This is a genomic window from Pseudosulfitobacter pseudonitzschiae (assembly GCF_900129395.1).
GTDB classification, from domain to species: domain Bacteria; phylum Pseudomonadota; class Alphaproteobacteria; order Rhodobacterales; family Rhodobacteraceae; genus Pseudosulfitobacter; species Pseudosulfitobacter pseudonitzschiae.
The window spans coordinates 410,783-435,985 of record NZ_FQVP01000001.1; the positions used below are offsets into that span (position 1 = coordinate 410,783).

At 60.9% G+C, this 25,203-nt stretch carries 21 protein-coding genes and 1 tRNA gene; 14 read left to right on the forward strand and 8 right to left on the reverse strand.

Translation table 11 applies throughout. From position 1 onward, the window contains the following. Positions 1-3 precede the first annotated feature (3 nt). Together BUC08_RS01965 and fabI are read right to left on the reverse strand one after the other, a co-directional pair. The gene (locus tag BUC08_RS01965) at positions 4-606 is read right to left on the reverse strand and encodes a LysE family translocator (RefSeq protein ID WP_037921109.1); all 603 of its coding nucleotides are present in this window, start codon (positions 604-606) and stop codon (positions 4-6) included. A gap of 4 nt (positions 607-610) precedes the next feature. Further along, positions 611-1,414 (reverse strand): enoyl-ACP reductase FabI, encoded by an 804-nt coding sequence (gene fabI, locus BUC08_RS01970; RefSeq protein WP_037922092.1) that lies wholly within the window; start codon positions 1,412-1,414, stop codon positions 611-613. 164 nt (positions 1,415-1,578) lie between these two features. On the opposite strand from fabI, the gene pdxH reads away from it, so the two are divergent. The 4 genes from pdxH to BUC08_RS01990 all read left to right on the forward strand — a co-directional run bounded on the left by pdxH (position 1,579) and on the right by BUC08_RS01990 (position 3,452). Then, positions 1,579-2,184, forward strand: a complete 606-nt coding sequence (pdxH, locus tag BUC08_RS01975; protein WP_037921105.1) for a pyridoxamine 5'-phosphate oxidase — start codon at positions 1,579-1,581, stop codon at positions 2,182-2,184. A 127-nt stretch (positions 2,185-2,311) separates the two neighbouring features. Further along, positions 2,312-2,839 (forward strand): cold-shock protein, encoded by a 528-nt coding sequence (locus BUC08_RS01980; protein ID WP_037921103.1) that lies wholly within the window; start codon positions 2,312-2,314, stop codon positions 2,837-2,839. Positions 2,840-2,841: 2 nt separating this feature from the next. Further along, entirely contained in the window at positions 2,842-3,312 is a 471-nt protein-coding gene (locus BUC08_RS01985) for a DUF192 domain-containing protein (RefSeq protein WP_037921102.1), read from the forward strand. 63 nt (positions 3,313-3,375) lie between these two features. Next, positions 3,376-3,452, forward strand: a tRNA-Pro gene (locus BUC08_RS01990). Positions 3,453-3,531: 79 nt separating this feature from the next. Here the strand turns inward: BUC08_RS01990 and BUC08_RS01995 are convergent. Further along, entirely contained in the window at positions 3,532-3,996 is a 465-nt protein-coding gene (locus tag BUC08_RS01995) for a hypothetical protein (protein WP_037921099.1), read from the reverse strand. Between the two features lie 541 nt (positions 3,997-4,537). Between BUC08_RS01995 and BUC08_RS02000 the strand changes: the two genes are divergently transcribed. The 5 genes from BUC08_RS02000 to BUC08_RS02020 all read left to right on the forward strand — a co-directional run bounded on the left by BUC08_RS02000 (position 4,538) and on the right by BUC08_RS02020 (position 13,299). Further along, on the forward strand, positions 4,538-8,188 hold the full coding sequence (locus tag BUC08_RS02000) for a vitamin B12-dependent ribonucleotide reductase (protein ID WP_037921096.1): 3,651 nt from the start codon (positions 4,538-4,540) through the stop codon (positions 8,186-8,188). 644 nt (positions 8,189-8,832) lie between these two features. Next, positions 8,833-10,047, forward strand: a complete 1,215-nt coding sequence (locus tag BUC08_RS02005; RefSeq protein ID WP_037921094.1) for a glutathionylspermidine synthase family protein — start codon at positions 8,833-8,835, stop codon at positions 10,045-10,047. A 33-nt stretch (positions 10,048-10,080) separates the two neighbouring features. Further along, positions 10,081-10,662, forward strand: a complete 582-nt coding sequence (locus tag BUC08_RS02010; protein ID WP_037921088.1) for a DUF1190 domain-containing protein — start codon at positions 10,081-10,083, stop codon at positions 10,660-10,662. Between the two features lie 274 nt (positions 10,663-10,936). Further along, entirely contained in the window at positions 10,937-12,031 is a 1,095-nt protein-coding gene (locus BUC08_RS02015) for a carboxynorspermidine decarboxylase (protein WP_037921083.1), read from the forward strand. A 29-nt stretch (positions 12,032-12,060) separates the two neighbouring features. Further along, positions 12,061-13,299 (forward strand): saccharopine dehydrogenase family protein, encoded by a 1,239-nt coding sequence (locus tag BUC08_RS02020; protein WP_037921082.1) that lies wholly within the window; start codon positions 12,061-12,063, stop codon positions 13,297-13,299. Between the two features lie 51 nt (positions 13,300-13,350). On the opposite strand, the gene BUC08_RS02025 is transcribed toward BUC08_RS02020, so the two are convergent. Further along, positions 13,351-14,685, reverse strand: a complete 1,335-nt coding sequence (locus BUC08_RS02025; protein WP_037921079.1) for an aminotransferase-like domain-containing protein — start codon at positions 14,683-14,685, stop codon at positions 13,351-13,353. Positions 14,686-14,805: 120 nt separating this feature from the next. On the opposite strand from BUC08_RS02025, the gene BUC08_RS02030 reads away from it, so the two are divergent. Beyond that, positions 14,806-15,978: an MFS transporter gene (locus BUC08_RS02030; protein ID WP_318173669.1), complete on the forward strand. Its 1,173-nt coding sequence runs from the start codon at positions 14,806-14,808 to the stop codon at positions 15,976-15,978. A gap of 42 nt (positions 15,979-16,020) precedes the next feature. Here the strand turns inward: BUC08_RS02030 and BUC08_RS02035 are convergent, their stop codons facing one another. Then, complete coding sequence (locus BUC08_RS02035; protein ID WP_037921077.1) at positions 16,021-16,491, reverse strand: sigma-70 family RNA polymerase sigma factor; 471 nt, start codon at positions 16,489-16,491, stop codon at positions 16,021-16,023. Between the two features lie 233 nt (positions 16,492-16,724). Between BUC08_RS02035 and BUC08_RS02040 the strand changes: the two genes are divergently transcribed. Then, positions 16,725-16,979 carry a hypothetical protein gene (locus BUC08_RS02040; RefSeq protein WP_028956213.1) on the forward strand — a complete coding sequence of 85 codons (255 nt, stop codon included), beginning with the start codon at positions 16,725-16,727 and terminating at the stop codon, positions 16,977-16,979. Positions 16,980-17,084: 105 nt separating this feature from the next. On the opposite strand, the gene BUC08_RS02045 is transcribed toward BUC08_RS02040, so the two are convergent. Beyond that, positions 17,085-18,623, reverse strand: a complete 1,539-nt coding sequence (locus tag BUC08_RS02045; RefSeq protein WP_037921075.1) for a trimethylamine methyltransferase family protein — start codon at positions 18,621-18,623, stop codon at positions 17,085-17,087. 436 nt (positions 18,624-19,059) lie between these two features. Here BUC08_RS02045 and BUC08_RS02050 point away from each other — a divergent pair, with 436 nt between their 5' ends. Next, positions 19,060-19,638, forward strand: a complete 579-nt coding sequence (locus BUC08_RS02050) for an outer membrane protein (RefSeq protein WP_037921073.1) — start codon at positions 19,060-19,062, stop codon at positions 19,636-19,638. Positions 19,639-19,715: 77 nt separating this feature from the next. On the opposite strand, the gene BUC08_RS02055 is transcribed toward BUC08_RS02050, so the two are convergent. After that, positions 19,716-20,567: a TPM domain-containing protein gene (locus tag BUC08_RS02055; protein WP_037921071.1), complete on the reverse strand. Its 852-nt coding sequence runs from the start codon at positions 20,565-20,567 to the stop codon at positions 19,716-19,718. Positions 20,568-20,827: 260 nt separating this feature from the next. Here BUC08_RS02055 and mntR point away from each other — a divergent pair, with 260 nt between their 5' ends. After that, positions 20,828-21,265, forward strand: coding sequence for a manganese-binding transcriptional regulator MntR (gene mntR, locus BUC08_RS02060; RefSeq protein WP_037921065.1), 438 nt, complete (start codon positions 20,828-20,830; stop codon positions 21,263-21,265). Positions 21,266-21,354: 89 nt separating this feature from the next. Continuing rightward, positions 21,355-22,518, forward strand: a complete 1,164-nt coding sequence (locus BUC08_RS02065) for an MFS transporter (protein WP_037921062.1) — start codon at positions 21,355-21,357, stop codon at positions 22,516-22,518. On the opposite strand, the gene BUC08_RS02070 is transcribed toward BUC08_RS02065, so the two are convergent. Beyond that, positions 22,508-25,198: a vWA domain-containing protein gene (locus tag BUC08_RS02070; RefSeq protein ID WP_037921060.1), complete on the reverse strand. Its 2,691-nt coding sequence runs from the start codon at positions 25,196-25,198 to the stop codon at positions 22,508-22,510. The genes BUC08_RS02065 and BUC08_RS02070 overlap by 11 nt on opposite strands. Between the last annotated feature and the right edge of the window lie 5 nt (positions 25,199-25,203).

Below are 25,203 nucleotides of genomic sequence, written 5' to 3' on the forward strand. Positions count from 1 at the left end.
GGATTACTTTCCTGTAAGCAGTTTCAGGCCAAAGCCACCCAGCGCCACCGCAGCGATGCGGTCCAGCACAGGCTTGGCCGCCAAATAGCGCGCGCGGGCTGGGCCGCTGGACAGCAGCAGGGCGCAGGCGGTGTAGAACAGCACTTCGAGTGCAAAGTGGTTGGCAACGATCAGCGCGATATGCTGGGCCTCCAACCCCTTGGGGAAGATCACCACGATGATGGCACCCGCGAAGAGCATGGATTTGGGATTGCCCAGGTTCACCAGAAAGCCCGTCAAGAACGCCCGCCCGCGCGGCACGGACACATCGCCCAGCGGATCGCGGGCATGGCGCCATGTCTGGATGGCGATCCAGATCAGGTAAAGCGCACCGGCGATCTTGAGCGTGGTGTAGGCCCAGGGAAACAGCGCGAACAGCCCCTCAAGCCCCATCAGTGCCGCCAAGGTCCAAAGCGCGGCCATTGTCCCCAGCCCGAAACCGGTTGCGATTCCGGCCGCACGGCCTGCGCTGACGGACATGCGCACCGAGGTCAGGAAAGCGGCCCCCGGGCTGAGCAGGGCGGCGATCAGGATCGAGTTGAAGGCAATCAGGCTTTCGGGGGACATGGCGTCACTTTGTGATGTCGGGGGCGTCGACGGCTTTCATGCCGACCACATGATAGCCTGCGTCCACGTGCAGGTTTTCACCCGTGGTGCCGCTGCCCAGATCCGAGAGCAGAAAGAGCGCTGCCTTGCCCACATCTTCGATGGTGACGTTGCGGCGCAGGGGCGAGTTGTACTCATTCCACTTCATGATGTACCGGAAATCCCCGATTCCCGAGGCGGCCAGTGTTTTGATTGGTCCGGCCGAGATCGCGTTGACGCGGATGCCGTCCTTGCCCAGATCTTCGGCAAGATATTGCACAGAAGCCTCGAGCGCCGCCTTGGCGACGCCCATGACGTTGTAATGCGGCATCACCTTTTCGGCACCGTAATAGGTCAGCGTCACCGCGCTGCTGCCGGGGTTCATCATCTTCTCGGCGCGCTGCATTACGGCGGTGAAGGAATAGACCGAAATGTCCATGGACATGGCAAAGTTGGCACGGCTGGTGTCGACGTAACGCCCACGCAGTTCGTTCTTGTCGGAAAAGCCGATGGCATGAACCACAAAATCCAGATTGCCCCAAGTCTCTTGCAGGGAGGCAAACAGCGCATCAATCGACGCCTCGTCACCCACGTCGCAGGGCAGGACGATGTCGCTGCCCAGCGATGCCGCAAGCGGGTCCACGCGTTTCTTCAGCGCGTCGCCCTGGTAGGAAAACGCCAGCTGTGCACCGGCATCCGCCAGCGTCTTGGCAATGCCCCATGCGATCGACTTGTCATTGGCCAGGCCCATGATCAACCCGCGTTTGCCCTTCATCAGCTCATGCGCCATCAAAAACCCCTTTGCCTTCAAGCCACTTCATTTAAGCGACCTTTAGGCGATTGACCCCGTGCCATCAAGAGAGTTGGTATGCTTGGCGCGCGGTCTTTGTACTCTATGTTACGCTGGAGCAGACCGTGACTCATGCGAAGTGACGGTTATGGAAGGTGGACAAGATGGCAGAACGCAGCGGAAAATTCGCGGGGGATGATCCTTTTGCATTGGTGCGCAGCTGGTTGGCCAAAGCGGAAGCCTCGGAGATAAACGACCCCAACGCCATTGCCCTGTCGACGGTGGATGCGTCGGGTATGCCCAACGCGCGAATGGTGCTTTTGAAGGATATCACCGACGATGCGTTCATCTTTTACACCAATTACGAAAGCGCCAAGGCACAGGAAATCGAACAGGCCAAGGCCGCCGCTTTTGTCATGCATTGGAAATCGCTGCGCCGTCAGGTCAGGGTGCGCGGCACGGTCGTCCGCGAGGATGGTCCGCGGGCGGATGAGTATTACGCATCGCGTTCGCTGAAAAGCCGTCTGGGGGCATGGGCGTCCAAACAAAGCCGCCCGTTGAAGAATCGCGCCACGCTGATGGCAGAGGTCGCAAGGGTGACCGCACAGCACGGCACCAACCCCAAGCGGCCGCCATTCTGGGGCGGTTACCGCATCACTCCCGTCGAGATTGAATTCTGGGCAGATGGCGATTTCAGACTGCACGACCGGTACAGATGGCGGCGTGAAAACCCGTCTCAGCCATGGCAAATTGATCGCCTTAACCCATGAATTTCGTGCAGCGCGAAACGCAGAATATTGAAAAACCTTAGGTTTTCCCGCTTGAAAAGGGATATGAAAATCGTGCAAGTCTTGGTTAACAGGTCAACAATTTAGTTTCTCGATGAAAGACTGCTCAGTGCCGGACGAAGACAAACAGCGTGAGACTTTGACCGGACTGGTCAAGTGGTTTGATCCGGTCAAGGGGTTCGGCTTTATCGTCGCGGATACAGGTGGGCCCGACATTTTGCTGCACGTGAATGTGCTGCGCAATTTCGGGCAAAGTTCGGTATCGGATCAGGCGCGGGTCGATGTGGTCGTGCAAAACACCGAACGCGGCGTGCAGGCGGTCGAAGTCTTGTCGATCACACCGCCCGAAAACAGCCGCGGTGAGCAGGCGTTGGCCGATCTGGCGGAATTTGGTGTCGTTGATACGCCGCTTGAGCCGGGGCGGGTCAAATGGTTCGACAAGGGCAAGGGCTTTGGCTTTGCCAATATTTTCGGCAGCGCCGAGGACGTGTTTCTGCACGTCGAGGTTCTGCGTCGTTCGGGGCTGTCCGATTTGCAGCCGGGCGAAGCCTTGGCAATCCGGGTGATAGATGGCAAACGGGGTCGCATGGCCGCCGAAGTTCATGCATGGGAGGCGGCGCTTTCAAAGGACGACTGACAATGCGCGGCATTCTGTTTACCGGTCTTTTTGTAATGCTTGGCAACTCTGCCCTGTGGGCGGCCTGTTCGCAGGGGGCGGTCGATTTGCGTGGCGATTGGGGGCGGGCGCGGTTCAACGTCGAGATCGCCGATGACAACGAAGAGCGGGCGCAGGGTTTGATGAACCGGCCGAAGATGCCGCAATCCGCCGGGATGCTGTTTGTTTACGAAAGCCCCAGGCCGATGAATTTCTGGATGCGCAACACGCTGATTCCGCTGGATATGATTTTCATCGATGCGCAGGGCGTTGTTCAGAACATTCACCACCGTGCGATTCCCCTGGATGAAACCCCGATCTTTGGGGGCGACAATCTGCTGGCTGCATTGGAAATCAACGGCGGCCTGGCCGAGCGAATGGGCATCACCAAGGGCACGCAGGTGCGTCATCCGGCCTTTGACGGGGACGATGCGGCGTGGCCCTGCACAGAATAGGGCGGTCCGGGCGCTTTTGCCCTTTTCAATCGGCGGGGTGGCCGTTATGCACCGCCCATGGTTCGGGGTGTGGCGCAGCCTGGTAGCGCACCTGTTTTGGGTACAGGGGGTCGGAGGTTCGAATCCTCTCGCCCCGACCATGAATTTCCCACTTTGTGTGATCTGTAACGGCACGCGCCTTGGCGCGGGGCCGTTTCGTCCTGTGCGCGCCAGGGCTGTCTATTCGACAGTCTGGCCTCCGGCGGCGCGCATCATCTGGTCCAGCAGCTGATCCAGCTGGCGGTCCTTGTAATAGACACGCCGCGCATTGCCCGACTTTTGCGGGACTTCAGCGAAATAGCTGAATTCGATCATCGTCGATCCTGGTCCCGCATCCGTGCGGCGCTTTTGTTTTTGCATGACGACGGTGGGGGTTTTCAGCGCACCGTCATATTCCAGCAGGAGAAAGGCCGCGAAATCGGGCGTGGGCAGGGTGCGGCACTGAATGATTCCCCGCGAAGGTGTGGCCAATGTGTCGCCAGGTGAGTCGCAGGCCGCGCGAAACGCCTCGTGCAGACCTGCAGGGTCTTGGGCGAACAAGGCCCGGCGCACGGGCAAATCTTGTGGGTCAGTGACCGTGGTCTCTATATATTGGGGTGCGCAGGCCGCCAAAAAGATGGGCAGGAGTGCCGTGATCGGTTTCATGAACGTGCCCTTTTTGCCAGTTGCTCTCAAACGACCACAAATCCCAACAGAGAACAAACCGTTTCGTGCCGCGACGCAGAACGGTGGATGAAGCTGGGTACAACTTAATGAATAACGTCACATGAATGGGCTAAGTTTGCCGCAAGGTTCAGAAAATCCGGCTGCAGCCTGTGGGTAACATTTGTGGATGATTTTGCCGTGCAGCGAGACTGAATCACCCGCAAGCCGAAACCGAACAATTGTCGGTGTGGGTCAAGCCTGTTGATGGCAAAAAAACCTAAAAATTTTCGTTGACGCAAGGCGGGTGGATACGTCAGGTTGTGCAGACATCGCCGATCACCACAACATTTAGTGGACAACACTAACAAGACGTCGGCGACGCTGGGACAGACAAAATTGCGTCAAACAGGACGAAATCCAGGGCTGGAACATTCGGTTTCAGCACCAAAAGACGTGTCAATTTCATCCCGGCACCTGCACCAAGCGGACCGCTGCAACGTCAGCGTTTCAACCTGAAAAAAGCTGGATATGAGGCAGCGCGATGAAAATTGATAGAAAGTTCACCCAAGCCGGATCAGATGCCTATGCATCGCTGGATTTCGTGACAACCGTTTCCGAGATTCGCAATCCTGACGGCACGATCGTGTTCCGCCTCGACAATGTCGAAGTGCCCGCATCCTGGAGCCAGGTCGCCAGCGACGTGATCGCGCAGAAGTATTTCCGCAAGGCCGGCGTGCCGAGCAAGGTGAAGAAAGTAAAAGAAAAAGGCGTTCCGTCCTTCCTGTGGCGGTCGGTTCCCGCTGAAGGTGCCGAGATGGGGGGCGAAACCTCGTCCAAGCAGGTGTTCGACCGTTTGGCGGGTGCATGGGCCTACTGGGGCTGGAAGGGTGGTTATTTCACCACCGAGGCAGACGCCCAAACCTATTATGACGAAATGCGCCACATGCTGGCGACCCAACGCGCGGCCCCCAACAGCCCGCAGTGGTTCAACACCGGCCTGCACTGGGCTTATGGCATCGACGGTCCGGCGCAGGGCCACTATTACGTGGACTACCAGACCGGCGAGCTGACCCGCTCGAAATCCTCCTATGAGCATCCGCAGCCCCATGCCTGCTTTATCCAGTCGGTCGCCGATGATCTGGTGGGTGACGGCGGCATCATGGACCTGTGGGTGCGTGAGGCGCGTCTGTTCAAATACGGCTCGGGCACCGGCACCAACTTTTCCTCGCTTCGTGGCGAAGGTGAAAAACTGTCGGGCGGTGGCAAGTCCAGCGGCCTGATGGGCTTTTTGAAAATCGGTGACCGCGCTGCGGGTGCGATCAAATCGGGCGGCACCACGCGCCGCGCGGCCAAGATGGTGATCGTCGATGCGGACCACCCCGATATCGAGGATTTCATCAACTGGAAGGTGATCGAAGAGCAGAAAGTGGCGAGCATCGTCGCAGGCTCGAAAATGCACGAGCAGAAGCTGAACGCGCTGTTCGCCGCGATCAAGGCATGGGACGGCGCAGAGGCCGATGCCTATGACCCCAAGGTGAACGAAGGGCTGAAAGCGGCCATTCGCGACGCCAAAAAGGTCGCAATCCCCGAGACTTATATCAAACGCGTGCTGGATTACGCCAAACAGGGCCACACCAGCATCGAGTTCCCCACCTATGACACCGACTGGGATTCCGAAGCCTACAGCTCGGTTTCGGGTCAGAACTCGAACAACTCGATCCGGGTGACCAACGCCTTCCTGACGGCCGTTGAGAAAGACGCCGACTGGGAGTTGATCAGCCGCACCGACAACCGCGTGACCAAGACGATCCGCGCCCGCGATCTGTGGGAGCAGGTGGGCCATGCCGCATGGGCCTGTGCCGATCCGGGCATCCAGTACCACGACACCGTGAACGAATGGCACACGTGCCCCGCTGACGGGCCGATCCGTGGCTCGAACCCCTGTTCGGAATACATGTTCCTGGACGACACCGCCTGTAACCTGGCGTCGATGAACCTGCTGACCTTCCTCAAGGATGGCGTGTTCCAGGTCGAAGATTACATGCACGCCGCGCGTCTGTGGACCGTGACGCTGGAAATTAGCGTGATGATGGCGCAGTTCCCGTCGAAAGAAATTGCGCAGCGGTCCTATGACTTCCGCACGCTGGGTCTGGGCTATGCGAACATCGGCGGCTTGCTGATGAACATGGGCTATTCCTATGACAGCGACGAAGGCCGTGCGTTGTGCGGTGCGCTGACCGCGATCATGACCGGCGTGGCCTATGCCACCTCCGCCGAGATGGCGGGCGAGCTGGGGGCGTTCCCAGGCTACAAGAAAAACGCCAAGGACATGCTGCGCGTCATTCGCAACCACCGCAATGCGGCCTATGGCAACGACGAAGGCTATGAAAAGCTGGCGGTGAAGCCTGTGCCGCTGGACATCGCCGGTTGCCCCGACATGCGTCTGGTCGAGATGGCGCAAAGCACCTGGGACGAGGCGCTGAGCCTGGGCGAGAAACACGGTTATCGCAACGCCCAGACATCCGTTATTGCCCCCACGGGCACCATCGGTCTGGTGATGGACTGTGACACCACTGGGATCGAACCCGACTTTGCGCTGGTGAAGTTCAAGAAGCTGGCCGGTGGCGGGTATTTCAAGATCATCAACCGGTCGGTGCCTGCGGCGCTGGAGAAACTGGGCTATGGTTCGGCCCAGATCGAGGAAATCGTCAGCTATGCGGTGGGCCACGGCACCATCGGCAACGCGCCCGGCATCAACCACACCTCGTTGACCGGTCACGGTTTTGGCCCCAACGAGTTGGCCAAGGTCGACGCGGCGCTGGAAAGCGCGTTCGATATCCGGTTCGTGTTCAACCAGTGGACGCTGGGCGAGGATTTCTGCACCAAGGTGCTGGGCATCCCGGCGGCCAAGCTGAACGATCCCACCTTTGACCTGCTGCGCCATCTTGGGTTCAGCAAGCGTGACATCGAGCTGGCCAATGACCACGTTTGCGGCACGATGACACTGGAAGGCGCGCCGTTCCTGAAGGAAGAGCATTACGCGATCTTCGATTGCGCCAATGCCTGCGGTAAGAAGGGCAAGCGGTATCTGAGCGTCGACAGCCACATCTACATGATGGCCGCGGCACAGTCGTTCATCTCGGGCGCGATCAGCAAGACGATCAACATGCCCAACGATGCCACCATCGAGGATTGCCAGAAGGCCTACGAACTGTCGTGGTCGCTGGGGGTGAAAGCCAACGCGCTGTACCGCGATGGATCGAAACTGTCACAGCCGCTGGCGTCGGCGCTGGTCGAGGATGACGAAGAGGCGGAAGAGGCGCTCGCATCCGGTTCGATGCAGGAAAAAGCCACCGTTCTGGCCGAGAAGATCGTCGAAAAGATCATCGTCAAGGAGATCGTGAAGTCGCACCGCGAGAAGATGCCCGAGCGTCGCAAGGGCTATACCCAGAAGGCCATCGTGGGCGGGCACAAGGTTTACCTGCGCACTGGCGAATATGCCGACGGCAACCTGGGCGAAATCTTTATCGACATGCACAAGGAAGGTGCCGGTTTCCGCGCCATGATGAACAACTTTGCCATCGCGGTGTCGGTTGGTCTGCAATACGGCGTGCCGCTGGAAGAGTTCGTCGATGCGTTCACCTTTACCAAGTTCGAACCGGCCGGCATGGTTCAGGGCAACGACAGCATCAAGAATGCAACGTCGATCCTGGATTATATCTTCCGCGAACTGGCGGTGTCCTATCTGGACCGCACCGACCTGGCACATGTCCAGCCCGAGGGCGCGTCGTTCGACAGCATCGGTCGCGGTGTCGAAGAGGGTGTGAGCAATGTCAGCGAAATCAGCGAAAGTGCGGCCAGCAAATCGCTGGAAGTCTTGAAACAGATTTCCTCGACTGGCTATCTGCGCAAGCGTCTGCCGCAGGATCTGACCCTGCTGCAGGGCGGCATGGCCGATCCGGTTGCAACGCTGCAAACACTGGTGCCCGAAGTGGCCACCGGCACCGGCGGGGCGGCCAGCATGACAACCACTGCAGTGGCCTCCGGGGCTGTCAGCCTCGATGCACGGGCCAAGGCGAAAATGCAGGGCTATGAAGGTGAAGCTTGCGGCGAATGTGGCAACTACACGCTGGTGCGCAACGGCACCTGCATGAAGTGCAACACCTGCGGCGGCACGTCCGGCTGTAGTTAAGCAAATCACGTTTCCCATTGCGGGAAAACGTGCAGGGGGTTCGACCGCGCCAGTTCAGGCCGGACCTCCGCCGAAATAGGGTGGGGCGGAAATGGTTTGGGATGAGCGCAAAAGGAAAAAACGTGCGATGAAACCTCTTCGACCTCAGCTTAGAGAGATGGAACCTCGGTTGAAACCACTCGACGTTCCTCCCGACGCGCGGTGGTGCGGTTATTGCGGTGACTATATTGTTGCCGCTGACGAAAATAGGAAGAACTGTCCTGTCTGTGAGGGAGAGTTCAAATAGCAAAGGGGTGGGTTCTCGCGCATCGCTACGCGATACGCTGCCACCCACTCCGAGCAAGTCCGAATGGACTTGCTCGGGACACGGGGCGGGTGCGCTCGCCCCCTGACGACGCTCAGGCCGCAGGCAAAAAAATTTCCGAGCGGTTAACACATTGAGCCTGAGTGGCGAGACTTTACGGGAGAGCTTCGGCTCTCCCTTTTTTCGTGCGGGTCCGAATTTTCCGGGTGTTGCGAAACGCATGAAAACTTAAGGCGCAGGATCAATCGGTCCTGAGCCGAAGACATTTCCCCAAAACCACCTCTGGTTGCCGCATCCGATTCCGATTAAGTCCGGTCGGGAACGCTTGGGGACCTGACCATTGAAAAAGATCACTTTGCCTGAACGGGCGCATTGGCGCGACCATGCCAAAGATGTCGGGTTCACCTTTGCGGATATGCATGGCGAACCCTATTGGGATGAAACCTCAGCCTATGCCTTTACGCTTGAGCAGATCGAGACCGATCTGGAAGACCCTTCAACCGCGCTGCATGACATGTGCCGCGAGGCAGTGGCCGAGATCATCGCCAGCGAAAGCCTGATGGAAAAACTGGCGATTCCGCAAGCGCACCGTGATCTTGTTGCCGAAAGCTGGAAGCGGGGCGACCCGGAGATATACGGACGGTTCGATTTCGCCTACGACGGCCAGACGCCTGCCAAGTTGCTGGAATATAACGCCGATACGCCGACGTCCCTGTATGAAAGCGCGGCGTTTCAGTGGCAATGGTTAGAAGACCAGTTGCACGCCGGTGTGCTGCCCGCCGGAACCGACCAGTTCAACGGGATACACGAGGCATTGGTTGCGCGGTTTGCCGAAGTGTTCGAAACGAACAGCGATTTGCACTTTACCGCGGTCGCTGGAAATCCAGAGGATTACGGCACGGTCGAGGCCATGGGCTGGGCCGCACGAGAGGCTGGTCTGGGCGCGCATTACTGTGATCTGGACAAAATCGCGCTCAGCGAGGACGGCCAGTTTCTGGATGACGAAGATCGCCGGATCGCGGTCTTGTTCAAATTGTATCCGTGGGAAGATTTGCTGCGCGATGACTACGCAAACCACATCGACGGTTCCTGCTGTCTGTTTCTGGAACCTGCGTGGAAGGCATTGCTGTCCAACAAGGGATTGTTGCCGGTGTTGTGGGAGATGTTCGAAGGGCATCCAAACCTGTTGCCCGCCTTTTTCGAGGCTGATCTTAACGACACCAGGCCGGGCCGTGGGGCAAGTGCTGCTGCCTTTGCCCGCGCCGAGGCGCAACTGGACGCCGGTCATGTGCGCAAGCCAATCCTGTCGCGTGAAGGCGCGTCGGTTTCGATCTTCAAGTCCGGGCAGGTGGTCGAGGAATCGAAAAACACCGACTATTCCGAACATCCGCGCATCATTCAGGCCTATGCGCCATTGCCGCAGTTTGACGGTTTCCGTCCTGTGGTCGGGGCCTGGATCATAGGGCAGGCTTGTGCCGGAATTGGTCTGCGCGAAGACCGGTCCCGCATCACACAGGATTTGTCCCGCTTTAAACCCCATTTTATCGTTGCGTAACAGGCGCGGTACCCTAGCAGAAAGACGACTGACATGACCAAACGCTCGAACCGCGTTGCTATTATGATCGTTGGCGCGACCGCCTTTGCGCTGGCGGGATGCCGCGAAGAACAGGTGGATGCCGCCGCATTCCCGGATCTGCAAAGCTGTGTGGACGAAGCGTCGCGCGGCGGGATGTTCAGCGCGCAAGATTGCGAGACCGCGTTTTCGCAGGCCGAGGCGCTGCACGTCGAGGCAGCACCGCGCTATGACAGCATTGCCGTTTGCGAAGAGCAGCATGGCGAAGGTGCCTGTGGCTCGGAAGCGAGCGCGACACAAGGCGGGTCTGGCAGTATCTTCATGCCGTTGCTGGCAGGTTATCTGATCGGGAACATGCTGGGGGGAAAGGCCGGGATGGCCGCGTCCCAGCCGCTGTATAAAAATGCCGACGGACGCTATACCAATGCCGCGCGCACCAGCACCTTTTCCAGCAACCAAGGCGCGGCAAAGCTGAACACCTCGCAATTTGTCCGCCCGACCTCGACCATCGGGAAAACGCCAATGACACGCGCCACCGCCGCTTCACGCGGGGGCTTTGGCAAGGCGGGTGGTACAAGGTCAGGTTTCGGAGGGTAGAAATACCCGCAGACGCTCAAGGTCTGAAACGAGTTCGCATTCATCCTGTGCGCACTCGCCCTTGGGCCCTTGCGATCGACGTCGCACTGAACCTTGAACGGGCAAGAGGCGGGCAGGCTGCAACCACGTTTTCATGTTGTTTGTCCTGTTTTCCCATGCACATACAACGGTGAAAGCGTGCCCGTGTCGCGGGCATTTTGCCATCGCCCTTGCCATGGGGGCTTCGTCGCCTTAGGTGGGCGGCTTGAGACACGGCACCAAGGGGAGCACGCCCATGCAAACGCCCTATTACCTGATCGACAAATCCCATCTGAAAAAGAACATAGAAAAAATCGCCTGGTTGCGTGACGCATCCGGTGCGAAATCGCTGTTGGCGCTGAAGTGTTTTGCCACGTGGTCGGTCTTTGATTTCATGTCGCAATACATGGATGGATCGACCTCGTCGTCGCTGTACGAGGTGCGGTTGGGGGCCGAGAAGTTCGGCGGGGAAACGCACGCCTATTCCGTGGCCTATGCCGATCACGAGATCGAAGAGGTCCTGACCCACAGCGACAAGATCATCTTCAACTCCATCGGCCAGCTGACCCGTTTCGATGCCGCATCGCAGGATCATGTGCGCGGGCTGCGGGTCAATCCGGGGGTGTCAACCTCGGGGTTTGACCTGGCGGACCCTGCGCGTCCGTTCAGCCGTCTGGGCGAACATGACCCTGACCAGATCGCCACCGTGGCGGACAAGATCAGCGGGCTGATGTTTCACAACAACTGCGAGAACGACGATTTCGACCGGTTCGACGAGATGCTGACTCTGATCGAGGACCGTTTTGGCGCGATCATTGCGCGGATGGACTGGATCAGCCTGGGCGGCGGCATTCATTTCACCGGCGAGGGCTATCCGCTGGAGCGTCTCGCCGCGCGGCTCAAGGCGTTCGCGGAAACCAACGGCGTGCAGGTTTACCTGGAACCGGGCGAGGCCGCGATCACGGGGGCTGCGACGCTGGAGGTGACCGTTCTGGACACGCTGCACAACGGCAAGGACCTGGCGATTGTCGATGCGTCGATCGAGGCGCATATGCTGGATTTGCTGATTTACCGCGAGCCTGCGAAAATCAGCCCCGACAGCGGCGATCACCCGTGGATGATCTGCGGCAAGTCCTGCCTTGCCGGCGATATCTTTGGCGAGTTCCGGTTCGACAAACCGATCCAACCCGGCGACCGGATTTCGTTTCAGGACGCAGCCGGTTACACAATGGTTAAGAAAAACTGGTTCAACGGGGTGAAGATGCCCGGAATCGCCATTCGCGAGTTGGACGGAAGCCTGCGCATGGTGCGCGAATTCGACTATGCCGATTTTTCGGCAGCCCTTTCCTGAACACCAGACATAAGAGGTCTCTTGGATACATGAAACGCAATGTTCTTATCATCGGCGCAGGTGGCGTCGCTCAGGTCGTGGCGCACAAATGCGCGCAAAACAACGATGTGCTGGGGGATTTGCATATCGCCAGCCGGACGGTTTCGAAATGCGAAGCCATCATCCAGAGCGTGCACGACAAGGGTGCCATGAAACAGGACGGCGTGTTCAAGGCCCATGCGGTGGATGCGATGGACACCGCCGCCGTGGTGGACCTGTTGCAGGGGACCGGTGCGCAGATTGTGATCAACGTGGGCTCGCCTTTCGTGAACATGACAGTGCTCGAGGCCTGCATTCAGACCGGGGTTGCCTATATCGACACCGCGATTCACGAAGATCCCGCCAAGATTTGCGAAACGCCGCCCTGGTACGGCAACTATGAATGGAAACGCCGCGACGACTGCGCGGCAGCGGGTGTGACCGCAATTCTGGGCGCGGGGTTCGATCCCGGCATGGTCAACGCGTTCGCCCGTTTCGCGGTGGATGAATATATGGACGAGGTGAAATCCATCGACATCGTCGACATCAACGCGGGCAACCACGGCAAGTATTTCTCGACCAACTTCGACCCCGAGATCAACTTTCGCGAGTTCACCGGCACCGTGTATAGCTGGCAGCAGGGCGCGTGGCAGGAGAACAAGATGTTCGAGGTGGGCCGCGAGTGGGATCTGCCCGTCGTCGGCAAGCAAAAGGCCTATATGTCGGGCCACGACGAGGTGCATTCGCTGGCGGCCAACTATCCGCAGGCCGATGTGCGGTTCTGGATGGGCTTTGGCGATCACTACATCAACGTCTTTACCGTTCTGCAAAACCTTGGCCTGCTGTCCGAACAGCCGGTGGTGACGGCCGAGGGGCTGGAGGTCATTCCGCTGAAAGTGGTCAAGGCCGTGCTGCCCGATCCGTCGAGCCTTGCGCCGAACTACACGGGCAAGACCTGCATCGGGGATCTGGTCAAAGGCACCAAGGACGGTGCCGAGGCGGAAGTGTTCGTCTATAACGTGGCCGATCACAAGGAAGCCTATGAAGAGGTCGGCAGCCAGGGCATTTCCTATACCGCCGGCGTGCCGCCCGTGGCCTTTGCGATGCTGATTGCGGATGGCACCTATGACGTGGCCAAGATGGTGAACGTCGAGGAGTTGGACCCCAAGCCGCTGTTCACCTTGCTGGATGAGATCGGCCTGCCGACGCGGGTCAAGGATGCCAAGGGCGACCGGGCCTGGAACGCATGAGGTGAGGGGGCGCACCGTGGTGCGCCCCCGGCCGCCGGTTCTGTAGCTGACCTAGATACCTGAAACCTCTGTGATCGCGGCGCGGACGGTCTGGAAAATCGCTGGCAAATCATCCTTTGCAAGCCCTCCAAAAGCAAGCCGCAAGGCCTGTGGTGCGGCTCCGCCGGTTGCAAAAGGGTCCGCGCCAGACACTGAAAATCCTTGTTCTTTCAGTCGTGTAACGATTGGTTCCGCGCGCGTCCCCTTTGCCAGCGGCACCCAGGCGAACCCCGCGTTGCGATGCGAGAGCAGCGGCATTCCGTCAAAGGCGCTCCGGCAAAGCAGTTGACGCGCAGCTCCATCCTGTCGCCGGGTCAGTTGCGATTTGGCCAGCGTGCCGTCCTCGATCCAACCTGTGACCAGGCCAGAGATCAGCGCAGGCGCGTTCCAGGTTGTGGCCCTGATCGCCCCAAGCAGTTTTTCGACATGGGCTGCGGGGGCAACCACATAGCCCAGACGCAGACCGGTCGCGAGGCTTTTGGAAAAGCTCCCGACATGGATCGTTCGCTCGGGTGCAAGTGTGATCAGGCTGGGCGGCGGTTCTGGTTCGAGAAAGGCATAGGCTGCGTCCTCGATGATGAACAGATCGTGTTTGCGTGCGATGCTGACCAGTCGTAAGCGGGTGGTTTCGCTCATCACCGTTCCCAAAGGATTGTGAACGGTTGGCATCAGATAGACCGCCCGCAGCTTGCCCTGACGACACTGGCGGTCCAGCGCGTCGGGGTCCATCGCCCCGTCATCTCCGTCGACCGCAACAAGATCGAGCCCCTGCAACGCCGCAACAGATTTGAAGCCGGGATAGGTCAAGGTGTCGGTGGCAATCGCCTGTCCGCGTCGGAACAGGCCAAGGGCGAGGGTGGCCAGTCCGTGCTGGCCGCCCGAGGTCACCAAAAGGCATTCGGGATCGACCTTCCCCAGGGTCGTGGCAAGGCTTTTTGCAATGATCCGGCGTTCGTGGGTGCGCCCGCCGTGAGGTTGATAGCGCAGCATCGCCTCTAAATCGCCCGCCGTTGCGAGCCGCCGCAGCCCTGCGCGCAGTATATCTGCATCGGTCGCCTCACCCGGCATATTGAACACCAGATCAATCAGGTCGTCGTTGGCAGTGTGCTGCACGCCAAGGGTGGGGGGCAGTGCCAGATCACGCACATAGGTGCCGCGCCCCGCTTCTCCGATAATCATGCCACGGCGATCCAGCTCGCCGTAAACACGGGTTGCGGTGGCAAGTGCGACGTTGAATTGCTGGGCAAAGGCGCGGTGGGTGGGCAGTTTCGTGCCCGGCACCAGCTTGCCACTTTCGATCGCCGCAGACAGCATGTCGGCCAGGTGGATGTATCGGGCTTTCTTCATGGTCTCGCTCTGATCTTAACACCTGTCTCCTGCGCTTCTGTATCTAGTACAATATTAAAATTGTCATGCCAAAAACTGCATGGCATTCGGATCGCATGTCAATCTGCAAGGCTCATCCCAATGCCCATGTCCAAACTGATCCCGGTCTCACTGCTTGCCCTCGGGCTGTTTACGGTGACCTTTGCCGTGAACCTTCAGGCCCCATTGTACGATGTCTATGCTGCCCAAAGTGATGTGGGTGCGACGGCGGTAACCATCGCGTTTGCGGCTTATGTTGCGGGCCTTATGCCGACGCTGTTGCTGCTGGGCGGATTGTCGGACCGGATCGGGCGGCGGGTGCCGATCGCGCTGGCGCTGATGCTGGGGGCTGGGGCCACGGCGCTTTTGGTGCATGTGCCCAGTTGGACAAGTCTGGTTTGTGCGCGGGTGCTGCTCGGGGTTGGTACGGGCCTCGCGACGACTGCTGGAACCGCGTATATGAGCGAAATTCTTGGCACGGACCGCGTCAGGACCGCGGCCCTTATCGTGACCTCTGCCACCTCGCTTGGCTTTGGTGGCGGTGCGCTGGCGACGGGTATCAGCCTTGGCGTGCAAGGGCCGACCTATATGCCCGCCAGCTATATCGGCTTGTGCGTGATGGCGCCGGTTCTTGCGGTGATCGCCCTTGGGTTGCCCCGGATTGACAGGCCGCGGGCTGTTTCCATCTTACGCCTGCCGGTGTTTCCGGCTGGCACATGGGTGTTCGGGACGGCGATGGCGCTGGCCTGGTCTACAACCGGTATGACCATTGCCGTTGTGCCTTTGGAGCTTGGGGCGAACAATCTGGGCGGATGGACGGGGCTGGTCATTTTTCTGGCGATTTTTGTGGGCTTCCTGTGTCAACCGATTGCCCGCCGTATGACCAACGAACGTGCGCTTGCTTGGGGGTTCGCTCTGATCCCGCTTGGATTTCTGGTGCTTCTGGCAGGGGTTTGGTGGAAGGGGCTGGCGTTGGTTCTTCTTGGAACCTGCATCACAAGCTCAGCCAGTTACGGCTTTACCTATCTTGCGTCTATGGCCGAAGTGTCCATGCGCGCGCCGGATGATCGGGCGCGGGCGACAGCGGGTTTGTTTGTCTATGCGTATTTCGGGTTCTCGGTGCCGGTGATTGCCACCGGTGTCTTGGCGGATATGTTTGGTCTTTTTTCTGCATTGATCGTGTTTGCAGCGTTTCAGATCGCAGCGACGGCAGGCATTGTGTTTTTGTGGTTGCGGCGGGCTGCTCCGCTGGATGCAGCCCACAATGTCGGGTGATCTGAGGCAATTCGGGGGCGCAGCCGTAATGTCATCTGCTCCTTATTCCAGTTCGCCCTCCAACTCCCGCCGCAGTCTTGCCCGCGCGCGCGACAGGCGCGACATCACGGTGCCTTGCGGCACGCCTGTCAGCCGGGCCAGTTGCGCGGGAGAGCTTTCTCCGCCCGCCACCAGCCGCATGAGGTCGGCCTGATCGCGCGGCAATGTCTCAATCACCCGCAGGGCGTCGGCGCAGTCCAGCCGCATCGGGGCGTCGGGCTGCACCGTGGCGTGATCTTCCTCCAGCTCCTCGGTCTCGGCTGCGCGCCGCCACGACATGCGGGCCTGATTGGTCAGCGTGCGCATGGCATAGGCGGGCAGGTCGTCGATGGGGCCGCCACGGCGGGCGCGCTGGATCAGGCGCAGCAGTGTTTCTTGCACCAGATCGTCGGCGGCGCTGTGGGACCGGGTCAGCCGACGCGCACGGCGGGTCAGCATGGGGATGAGGCGGGTCAGGGGTGCATGTGTTGTCATGGCGCGACCTAACCCTGCGCGCGCGGTGCTGAACAGACGGGGGGTTTATGCCGATCCGGTGCAGCGCCTCTTTTTGGGCGACCGCTTGCCGAGGGTCATGGCGCGGATCGGCGTGCTATCGCGCGTGGGTTGTGCGGGCCGACAGGGCAGGGACGCAAAGCACGCTTTCCGCATCAAACCCTATGAGCGCCCAACGAGGCCTCGTTAACCAAGACTAACCAAGGAGTAACACCATGACCAAGTTCACAACATTCGCCGCAGCCGTTGCCGTCGCCGCTTGCCCGATGATCGCAAGCGCGAACACCGCGGCAGAGCTGGACGCCAATCAGGACGGTTACCTGACACTGGACGAGTTGCAGGTTGCCTATCCGGACATGGACGGTGATCAGTTCACCCTGCTTGATCTGGATGCCAACGGCGCGCTGGACGCAGAAGAAATTGCCGCCGCCACCGAGGCCGGGATGTTGCCCGCGCCCAACGAAGGCTAAGGCCCAAACCGGCGTTTCGCGCGACAGTACAAGCAACGTCTTGATGTGAGCGCGAAACGCTGACAGGCAGGCGTCCGGTTTTCCCCAGTCCCGGACGCCTGTTTTCTATGCGGGCAGGTGAATGTTGAACTTTGCCCGTATCGCCGCATCCAGCGCCGGATCGAAGCGCGCGGCGGATCGCTTTGCCAGTATTTCATTCTTGCGCGCGGTGGCCCGTGCGACCAGGTCCGGTTTGCCCCGCTCGGCCCATTCCTTGGGCGATGTGCGGTCGCCGAGGGCGGGATAGACGTTGTCCATTTCCATCCGGCCCAGCGTTTCCGCCGTACCCAGGTAGTGCCCCGGTCCCCCCATGCAGACGGCGGCCATCTGGTCCAGCGCCATGGTTTCGTCGGTCACTTCGATCCCGCGCACACAGCGCAGGGCCTGCCCGATCAGATCGTCGCCCATGATCAGGCTTTCGTGACAGAACCCCAGCAGTGATGCGTGCATTCCGGCTGCCTCATACACCATGTTCAGTCCCGACAGGCCTGCCATCACGTTGGAACACATCTGTTCCCAACCGGCCTGCATGTCGGGCAGCTTGCTGTCGGCTATTCCTGCGGCGGCGCCGCCGGGCAGGTCGTAGAACCGGTGCATCTGGGCGCAACCTGCCGTCAGCAGCGCCTGTTCGCCGGACCCGCCGGTCATTGCACCGGTGCGCAGGTCCAGATCAAAGGGCCATGTGCCAAAGATTGCCGGTGCGCCCGGTTTGACGGCGTGGACATAGACCAGCCCCGCCAGACATTCCGCCACCGCCTGCACAATCGCGCCCGCTATGCTGCCCGGTGCCGTTGCGCCGGACATGCCTGCGGACAGCAGCAGCACGGGCATACCGTGTTCGATGCACGCCTCCATCACCAGGCAGGATTCGGTGGCGAATTTCATGGGCGGTACGACAAAGCAGTTCGAGTTGCTGACAAAGGGCCGTGCGCGCCACGCCGCTTCGCCGCCAGCGATCATGTGCAGCATCTCGATGGCGGGGGCGACATAGGACGGATCGGTAAAGGACACGCCGATATGTTTGGTCGTGCCAGCAGTGCAGGCATAGACCGAGTTCATGTCCATCTCGAAGTTGTCAAAGATGTCGCGACAGACCATAGGTCGCTGGACAAAGTGGATGTTGTCCAGCCGGTCACAGATGCGTGCGGCGTCGTGCAGGTCCTGAACCGTGCTTTCGCGATAGGTGCGCCCGTCGGGTTCCACCATATGCACCGCAGCACCGGCGGTGCCGTAGTGCACGCGGGTGCCTGAGAGGTCCAGATCGTGCAGCCCGTCGCGGCTGTACAGGGTCAGGGAGCGGTTGGCGCGCGCGATCGTGTCTTCGACCAGCGCGCGGGGAAAGCGGATGCGACCGTCGTCGCCCTGAATGGCCCCCGCAGCGGTCAGATAGGCAACGCCGGATGCGGGCGCGTCGGCCAGACCAATACGTTCCAGTGCCTCAAGAGCAGCACCGTGGATTCGCAAAACGTCTGTTTCGTTCAGGGGGGAGTACTGTCCGCCGGGCATTCCGGGGCGGATGGGGCGCAGGTGGTCGGCCAGGGGAGCCGCGCGTGCGGCACGGCGTGCCGCGCGGCCACCGGAGCGCGAAGGGGATTGATCGTTCATGATGAAAGTTCCGTGATCAGGATTGGGGCAGGGCAATCGGGGAGCGTTCCCCTCAGGGCCTGCCACGCGCCGCGCGTCCGCGCTCGGCACCAATCGTGCGCACAACAAGGGCGATTTTACACAGATCGGCCTGCATACCACTCTCCTTGAAGGACAGCGCAATCGTGCGGTCCTGTACGGGCTGGGATGATCCTGCGCCGCTCTGGAACGTCTTTCCTGTTCATTTGCGACATAGGGTCGCAATCTGACCACGGCCATTCGCCGCTCATGCCGTGGTGGCTTTGCGCGGGTTCCCGCTGTGAGTGAACAGAACACGAAAAAGTGGGTGGAACTTTACCCCTCGAATGGCGTTTTCCTCTCAGTCGATGGGATCACAGGCTGCATGCAGTCCCCATGGCAATGAATGCTTAAGAAAAGAAAACCAGGAGCAAAAAATATGAAACGTATCGTATATGCAGGCGCACTGACACTTGCCGCGACAGCATCCTACGCGGGCGCACCCGCTGATCCGGTCATCGAATCCCCCGTGTACACACCCGCACCGGTCGAAACATACACCGGCGGTGACTGGACTGGCTTCTACGCTGGTGGCCAGTTGGGCTATGCTGACATCGACGGCACCGGTGCTGCTGACGGTTCCGGCGGTACATACGGTGTGCACGGTGGTTACAACTACGACTTCGGTCAGTTCGTTCTGGGCGGCGAAGTCGACTATGACAAACTGGACATCGACCTGGGCGGTGCGGCGACAGCCGACAGCGTTGCACGTCTGAAGTTGAAAGCGGGCTACGATCTCGGCAAGACCCTGATCTACGCCACAGCTGGTGCCGCGAATGTTGACACTTCGATCGGTAGCGAAACCGGCGAATTCTATGGTCTGGGCGTTGCATACAAGGTGAACGACCGCTTCACCATGGGCGGCGAAGTTCTGGAGCACAGCTTTGACGATATCGGTGGTACTGGCACAGAAGCAGATGCGACCACATTCACTCTGCGCGGTTCGTACAACTTCTAAGCAACCGACAGAGTCGGGGCGCCCGATGGACGTCCTGATGATATGAACATGTTGGCGGCGGTGTCTTTGTCAGGTGGTTACCACTTGCCCGAGGCGCCGCCGCCTCCGCTTGAGCCTCCGCCGAACGAACTGCTTCCGGAGGAAGAGGACGACCGGTTGGCCGACAGCATCGGGATCGTTAGAATGGCGGTCTGGGCAAAGTCGCAGTTGGCGCAGGTTGTCTTGCGCTCTTTCCGGCCTTTCGAGGTGCGGGTCGCGGCCTCCAACGTCTCATCCTGAACCCGAAGTCCGCCGCGTTTGCCACAGGACGGGCATTTGCGCATCTTGGCGCGAAATTTTGTGCCGAAGATCAGCCCCACGATGCCCAACGGGAAAATCCACAGCCACCACAGCCCGCTGCCTTTGGCAGGCTTTGCAGGCTCGGGGGGCGGGCTGTTGGCCGCAAAGGGGCGGGCGATCACGTCGATGGTGGCGCTGACACCCTGCGTGATGCCTGCGGGATAATCGCCCTCCCTGAACTTGGGCAGGAACGCATCCTGCACCACCGCCTCGGCCACGTCATTCCATGCATCGCCATAGCCCGCGCCCAGCTCAAGCCGCATCGCACGGTCGCCCGGCAGCACCAGAACCATGATCCCGTTATTGCGCTCGGCGTTGCCCACGCCCCAATGGTTGAACAGGCCGGTGGCAAATTCCTCGAGCGTGGCGTCGGGGTCGTAGGTCTCCTGCCGTGTCAGGGTGACAACGGTCATTTCGATCCCGGTGTCATCGCGCAGCGCGTCAAGCTGTGCGGCAATCGCAGCCTCGGTGTCGGGGGGCAGGATGTCGGCAAAGTCGTTGACGGTCGTGGAATCGTAGTCGGGATAGAACTGCGCACCGGCCAGCACAGGCCAGAGCGCCAAAACAAGGGCCGCAACAATCCGGGTCATGGCAAAACCTTTCCTGAAAATGGAAACAGGTTAGCGCAGAACGCAGGTGTTGTGTGGTGAAAGTTGCGGGGTTTTTCCCCGCGTGGTTATCCGGCAAACAACAGCTTGCCACGCCAGCCGGGGCGCTCTCCGCGCAGGACCGCTGTGATACCGCTGCGGGTTTTGTCTGTCAGGGTGGGCATGGGGCTATCCAGTTGGCTCTTGTTGAAACATCGCCTTGGCTATGTGACATGCTTAGCTTGCAGCCGGATGTTTTGCCCATGTCGACGACACCTTTCAGCCCCGTGACCCACGCCGACCGTTTCGCCCGCGCCCGCGAGGCGCATTCGGTGGCGCTGCTGGAAGACTACGCCGAACTGATCGGTGATCTTCATGCCGAGATGGGAGAGGCGCGGGTTGCAGACATTGCGGCGCGGATGGGGGTGGCTCAGCCGACGGCGACCAAGGCGGTTTCGCGGCTGAAGCGGGAGGGGCTGGCAACCTCATGCCCCTATCGCGGCGTGTTCCTGACCGAAGCGGGGGCGGCCCTTGCGGACCGGGTCCGGCGGCGGCACCGCACGGTTGTGTCGTTGCTTGTGGCGGTCGGTGTGTCCGAGGACGTGGCCGAACTGGATGCCGAAGGGATCGAGCACCATGTCTCTGACCAGACCCTGTCGGCCTTTGACCGTTTTCTCTCGGGGCGCGCGCCTGACAACTGATGCAGGCTTGCGCGGCGCCAAAGCATCTTTCCCATCACCGCAAGCTCTGTCAGAACAGGCGCAGACCCTATGACGGAAAGCGCCCGCACATGACCCGCACCCCCATTGCCCTCGTCTTTGCACTTTGGGGCGCGGGGCTGGGGGCGGCGGCGCAATATGGCAAGATCAGCGTGATCTTTGACCGGTTGCCGGGTCTCTACCCCGAGGCTGGAACGGCGCTGGGCTGGGCGGTGTCGCTGGTGGGGCTGCTTGGCATCATCTTTGGCGTGGTGGCCGGGCTTTTGGTGGCGCGTATCCGGTACCGGCGCGCGCTGTTGCTATCGCTGTGGTTGGGCGCTGCGGTGTCGGCAGTGCAGGCGACGATGCCGTCGTTTCAATGGTTTCTGGCCTTGCGCGCCATCGAGGGGCTGTCGCATCTGGGGCTGGTGGTCGCAGCGCCCACGTTGATTGCGCAGATCACCGCGCCCAAAGATCGCGGATGGGCATTGACCCTGTGGGGGACATTCTTTGGCGTGGCCTTTGCGGTGCTGACATGGGGCGGGCTGCCGTTGGTGGCGGCATGGGGCGTGCCCGCGCTGTTCGTGGCGCACAGCCTTTATATGGCGGGTTTTGCCGTGATCCTGATGATCTGGCTGCGCAAGCTGCCGGGGAAGGGGCCGGACACGCCGCTGTCGTTGGGGCAGGTGCTGCGCAGTCATGTGACGATTTACAGCTCGGCGCGGATCGCGGCACCGGGGCTGGGGTGGCTGTTCTACACCTTTTGCTTCGTGTCGATCCTGACGGTGCTGCCGCCCTATATTCCCGAAGATCTACGGGCGGTGATCATGGGGGCGATGCCGCTTGTGTCGATCGTGGTGTCGATGACGCTTGGCGTGTGGTTGCTGAGGCATCGCAGCGCGGTCTGGGTGGTGTCCCTCGGCTTTGGCCTTAGCGCGCTGGCGATCCTGTGGCTATGGGTGCAGCCCGGCCTGCCCCTGGGGTGCCTTGCGCTGGCGGCGGCGATGGGGTTGATCCAAGGGGCGACCTTTGCTGCTGTCCCGCAGCTGAACGCCTCCGCCGCGACACAGGCGCAGGCCAACGGGGCGATGGCGCAGATGGGCAATCTGGGCAACACGCTGGGCACGCCGGTGATGGCGGCCGCGCTGGCCGGTCTGGGCTATTCCGCCCTGCCATTGCTGGCAGGGACGGCCTTTGTCGCGGGGCTGGTGCTGCACCTGTTGCTGGCGGCACGGCGCCGCCGCGTTACGGCGTGACGGTGAACGGCTGGCGCGCCATCACGCGGTTGCCTTCGTCCATCATGTAAAACAGCTCGTAGTCGCCGGGTGTTTCGGGCAGCTTCAGCTGCGCGATTTCGCCTTTCCGGGCATAGACGTAGGACTCGTAGCTGACCGACCCCGGCGCGCCGATGCCGATATAGTCACGCGCATAGCCCGGGCCGTCAAAGGGGATGGCGATGGTCTTGCCCGCCGCCCCGCTGGCCGGTGCGTTCAGCGTCACCGTCACGTCAGTGACCGTCAGCGGCACGGTGGCAATCACCAGATTGTCCTGATCCAGCACATAGCGCAGTTCATAGTCGCCGGGCGTTGCGGGCATCTCGACCCGCGCGGGGTTGCCGTCCTTGGTGTAGGCATAGTTGATATAAGGCTCGTCCGGTTTTCCCACGGCGATAAAGTCGCGCGTATAGTCCGGCCCGATCCATGGCACGGCCACGGTCGCCCCGACCGGGGCCGCCTGTGGCGGGGTGAGATGGGCCGTTACGGCACTGATCTTGATCATGGCGGTGGCGATAATCTCGCGGTCCTGATCCAGCACGTAGCGGATTTCATAATCCCCCGGCTCGACTGGCATCTGCACCTGTGCGGGGTTGCCCCTGCTGGTGTAGGCATAGTTGACATAGGGCTCTCCGGGTTTGCCAACTGCGATGAAATCGCGTGTATAGTCGGGGCCTTCCCATGGCACCGCGACCATTGCCCCCGCCGTGGCCGTGGCGGGTGGTGTCACGCTGGCCGAGGCAGCCTCGATGGTGATCGTGGCGGTGGCGATGATTTCGCGGTCCTGGTCCAGCACATAGCGGATTTCATAGTCGCCCGGCTCGACCGGCATCTGCACCTGTGCCGGGTTGCCCCTGCTGGTGTAGGCGTAATTGACATAGGGCTCACCCGGTTTGCCAACTGCGATGAAATCGCGTGTATAGTCGGGGCCTTCCCATGGCACCGCGACCATCGCTCCCGCCGTGGCCGTGGCGGGCGGTGATACGCTGGCGGCGACAGCGACCAGCGTGATGGGTGCTGTGGCGATGATCTCGCGGTCCTGATCCAGAACATAGCGGATCTCGTAGTCGCCCGGCTCGGTCGGCATCTGCAATTGTGCGGGTGTGCCGTTTCGGGTGTAGGCATAGTTGATATACGCCTCGCCCGGTTTGCCAACCGCGATGAAGTCGCGTTTGTAATCCGGTCCTTCCCACGGCACCGCGATGGTGGCGCCAACGGTGGCTTGGGCGGGCGGGGTGACCGTGGCGGTCACGTCCACCACTTGGATCACGAGGGTGGCGATTGTGGTGCGGTCCTGGTCCATCACATAGCGCAGCTCGTAAGTGCCCGGTTGCGTTGGCATCTGCAGCTGTGCAGGGCTGCCTTTGCTGGTGTAGACATAGTTGATATACGGCTTGCCCTGTTCCCCCACGGCGATAAAGTCGCGCTTATAGTCCGGTCCCTGCCACGTGACCGCCAGATCGGCGCCCGCCGGCGCGGTCTCGGTCGCCTCAAGCAGGGCGGTCACCGGCGTGACGGTGATCGGACGGGTGCCGATCACGGTGCGGTCCTTCTGATAATAGCGCAGCTCGAAGGTGCCCTCGCGCGGTGGCATGGTGACGCTGACGGGGTTGCCATCGCGCACGTAGGTGTAGTTGATCACACGGCCACTGTCGTCCAGCGGGTCCACAACGGCGATATAGTCGTCCTTGCCTGCCGGCCCTTGCCACGTGACCTGCGTGTCGCTGCCCATAGGGGCGCTTTCGGCGGCCTCAAGCGTGGCCAGAACGGCGGGTTTTTCAAACACGACGGTCAGGGTGTTGTTTGCCCCCGCAAGGACCTGCAACTGGCCCTTCTGTTCGATTTCCTCCTGGATGCGGTAGGCGGTGACCGTGTAGGCACCGGGCAGCACGTCCAGCACCAGCGGATTGACCTGCTGGTCTGTCGCCACGACGGTTCCGTCCGGTCCGGTCATCGTCCACAGCACCGGATCTTCGAGCAGCGGCGCGTTGGCGTCGCCTTCGACCGCGCGCAGGATGGCCGGGACGGGAACAGGGGCGGGTTCCGTGGCAACCGTGGTCAGGGCCGCTGTCAGCTCGTCCGCGTCCGAGGCGGTCAGAAAGGTGCCGCCGGTTTCCTCGGCCAGACACTGCATCTGGGCCAGCGCCTCGGCGTCGGTCACGTCAAAGCCGATGACGTGGGCGGTGAAATCAATCCCTGCCTCTTCCAGCAGGCGCGCGGCGGCGCAGGGATCGGGGTTGCAGGTTTCAATTCCGTCGGACACCAGAATGACGGTGGCCTTTTCTTCGGTATAGCGCAGCGCCTGCGCGGCGGCGATCACCGCGTCTGTCATCGGCGTCTTGCCCAGCGGCTTGATCCCGCGCACGGCCTTGCCGATGGCGTCGCGGGTGTCGGGGCCGGGGGGCACGAGGGTTTCGATGTCGGTACAGTCGCCACGGGTGCGATGGCCGTAAACGGTCAGGCCCAGCTGCTGGTCGTTGGGGATCGTGCTCAGCAATTTGCCCACGACCTCCTGCGCGATCGTGATCTTCGCCACGTCGTCGATCTGGCCCCACATCGAGCCTGAGCCGTCCAGAACCAGAATTGTATTGGCCCGGTCCTGCGCCAGCAAAGGTTGGGCAAGCAGTCCCAGAATACTTATCACCGCCAGCAGATATCGCATCGTAA

Excerpts from the sequence above, each read along its gene's own strand:
- BUC08_RS02015 (WP_037921083.1), top strand. The coding sequence starts at position 10,937 with ATGCAAACGCCCTATTACCTGATCGACAAATCCCATCTGAAAAAGAAC.
- BUC08_RS01995 (WP_037921099.1), bottom strand. The coding sequence starts at position 3,996 with ATGAAACCGATCACGGCACTCCTGCCCATCTTTTTGGCGGCCTGCGCA.
- BUC08_RS02065 (WP_037921062.1), top strand. The coding sequence starts at position 21,355 with ATGACCCGCACCCCCATTGCCCTCGTCTTTGCACTTTGGGGCGCGGGG.
- BUC08_RS02020 (WP_037921082.1), top strand. The coding sequence starts at position 12,061 with ATGAAACGCAATGTTCTTATCATCGGCGCAGGTGGCGTCGCTCAGGTC.
- mntR (WP_037921065.1), top strand. The coding sequence starts at position 20,828 with ATGTCGACGACACCTTTCAGCCCCGTGACCCACGCCGACCGTTTCGCC.
- BUC08_RS02030 (WP_318173669.1), top strand. The coding sequence starts at position 14,806 with ATGCCCATGTCCAAACTGATCCCGGTCTCACTGCTTGCCCTCGGGCTG.
- BUC08_RS02000 (WP_037921096.1), top strand. The coding sequence starts at position 4,538 with ATGAAAATTGATAGAAAGTTCACCCAAGCCGGATCAGATGCCTATGCA.
- BUC08_RS02010 (WP_037921088.1), top strand. The coding sequence starts at position 10,081 with ATGACCAAACGCTCGAACCGCGTTGCTATTATGATCGTTGGCGCGACC.
- BUC08_RS01985 (WP_037921102.1), top strand. The coding sequence starts at position 2,842 with ATGCGCGGCATTCTGTTTACCGGTCTTTTTGTAATGCTTGGCAACTCT.
- BUC08_RS02035 (WP_037921077.1), bottom strand. The coding sequence starts at position 16,491 with ATGACAACACATGCACCCCTGACCCGCCTCATCCCCATGCTGACCCGC.
- BUC08_RS02055 (WP_037921071.1), bottom strand. The coding sequence starts at position 20,567 with ATGACCCGGATTGTTGCGGCCCTTGTTTTGGCGCTCTGGCCTGTGCTG.
- BUC08_RS01965 (WP_037921109.1), bottom strand. The coding sequence starts at position 606 with ATGTCCCCCGAAAGCCTGATTGCCTTCAACTCGATCCTGATCGCCGCC.
- BUC08_RS02070 (WP_037921060.1), bottom strand. The coding sequence starts at position 25,198 with ATGCGATATCTGCTGGCGGTGATAAGTATTCTGGGACTGCTTGCCCAA.
- BUC08_RS02045 (WP_037921075.1), bottom strand. The coding sequence starts at position 18,623 with ATGAACGATCAATCCCCTTCGCGCTCCGGTGGCCGCGCGGCACGCCGT.
- BUC08_RS02025 (WP_037921079.1), bottom strand. The coding sequence starts at position 14,685 with ATGAAGAAAGCCCGATACATCCACCTGGCCGACATGCTGTCTGCGGCG.
- pdxH (WP_037921105.1), top strand. The coding sequence starts at position 1,579 with ATGGCAGAACGCAGCGGAAAATTCGCGGGGGATGATCCTTTTGCATTG.
- fabI (WP_037922092.1), bottom strand. The coding sequence starts at position 1,414 with ATGGCGCATGAGCTGATGAAGGGCAAACGCGGGTTGATCATGGGCCTG.
- BUC08_RS02040 (WP_028956213.1), top strand. The coding sequence starts at position 16,725 with ATGACCAAGTTCACAACATTCGCCGCAGCCGTTGCCGTCGCCGCTTGC.
- BUC08_RS02050 (WP_037921073.1), top strand. The coding sequence starts at position 19,060 with ATGAAACGTATCGTATATGCAGGCGCACTGACACTTGCCGCGACAGCA.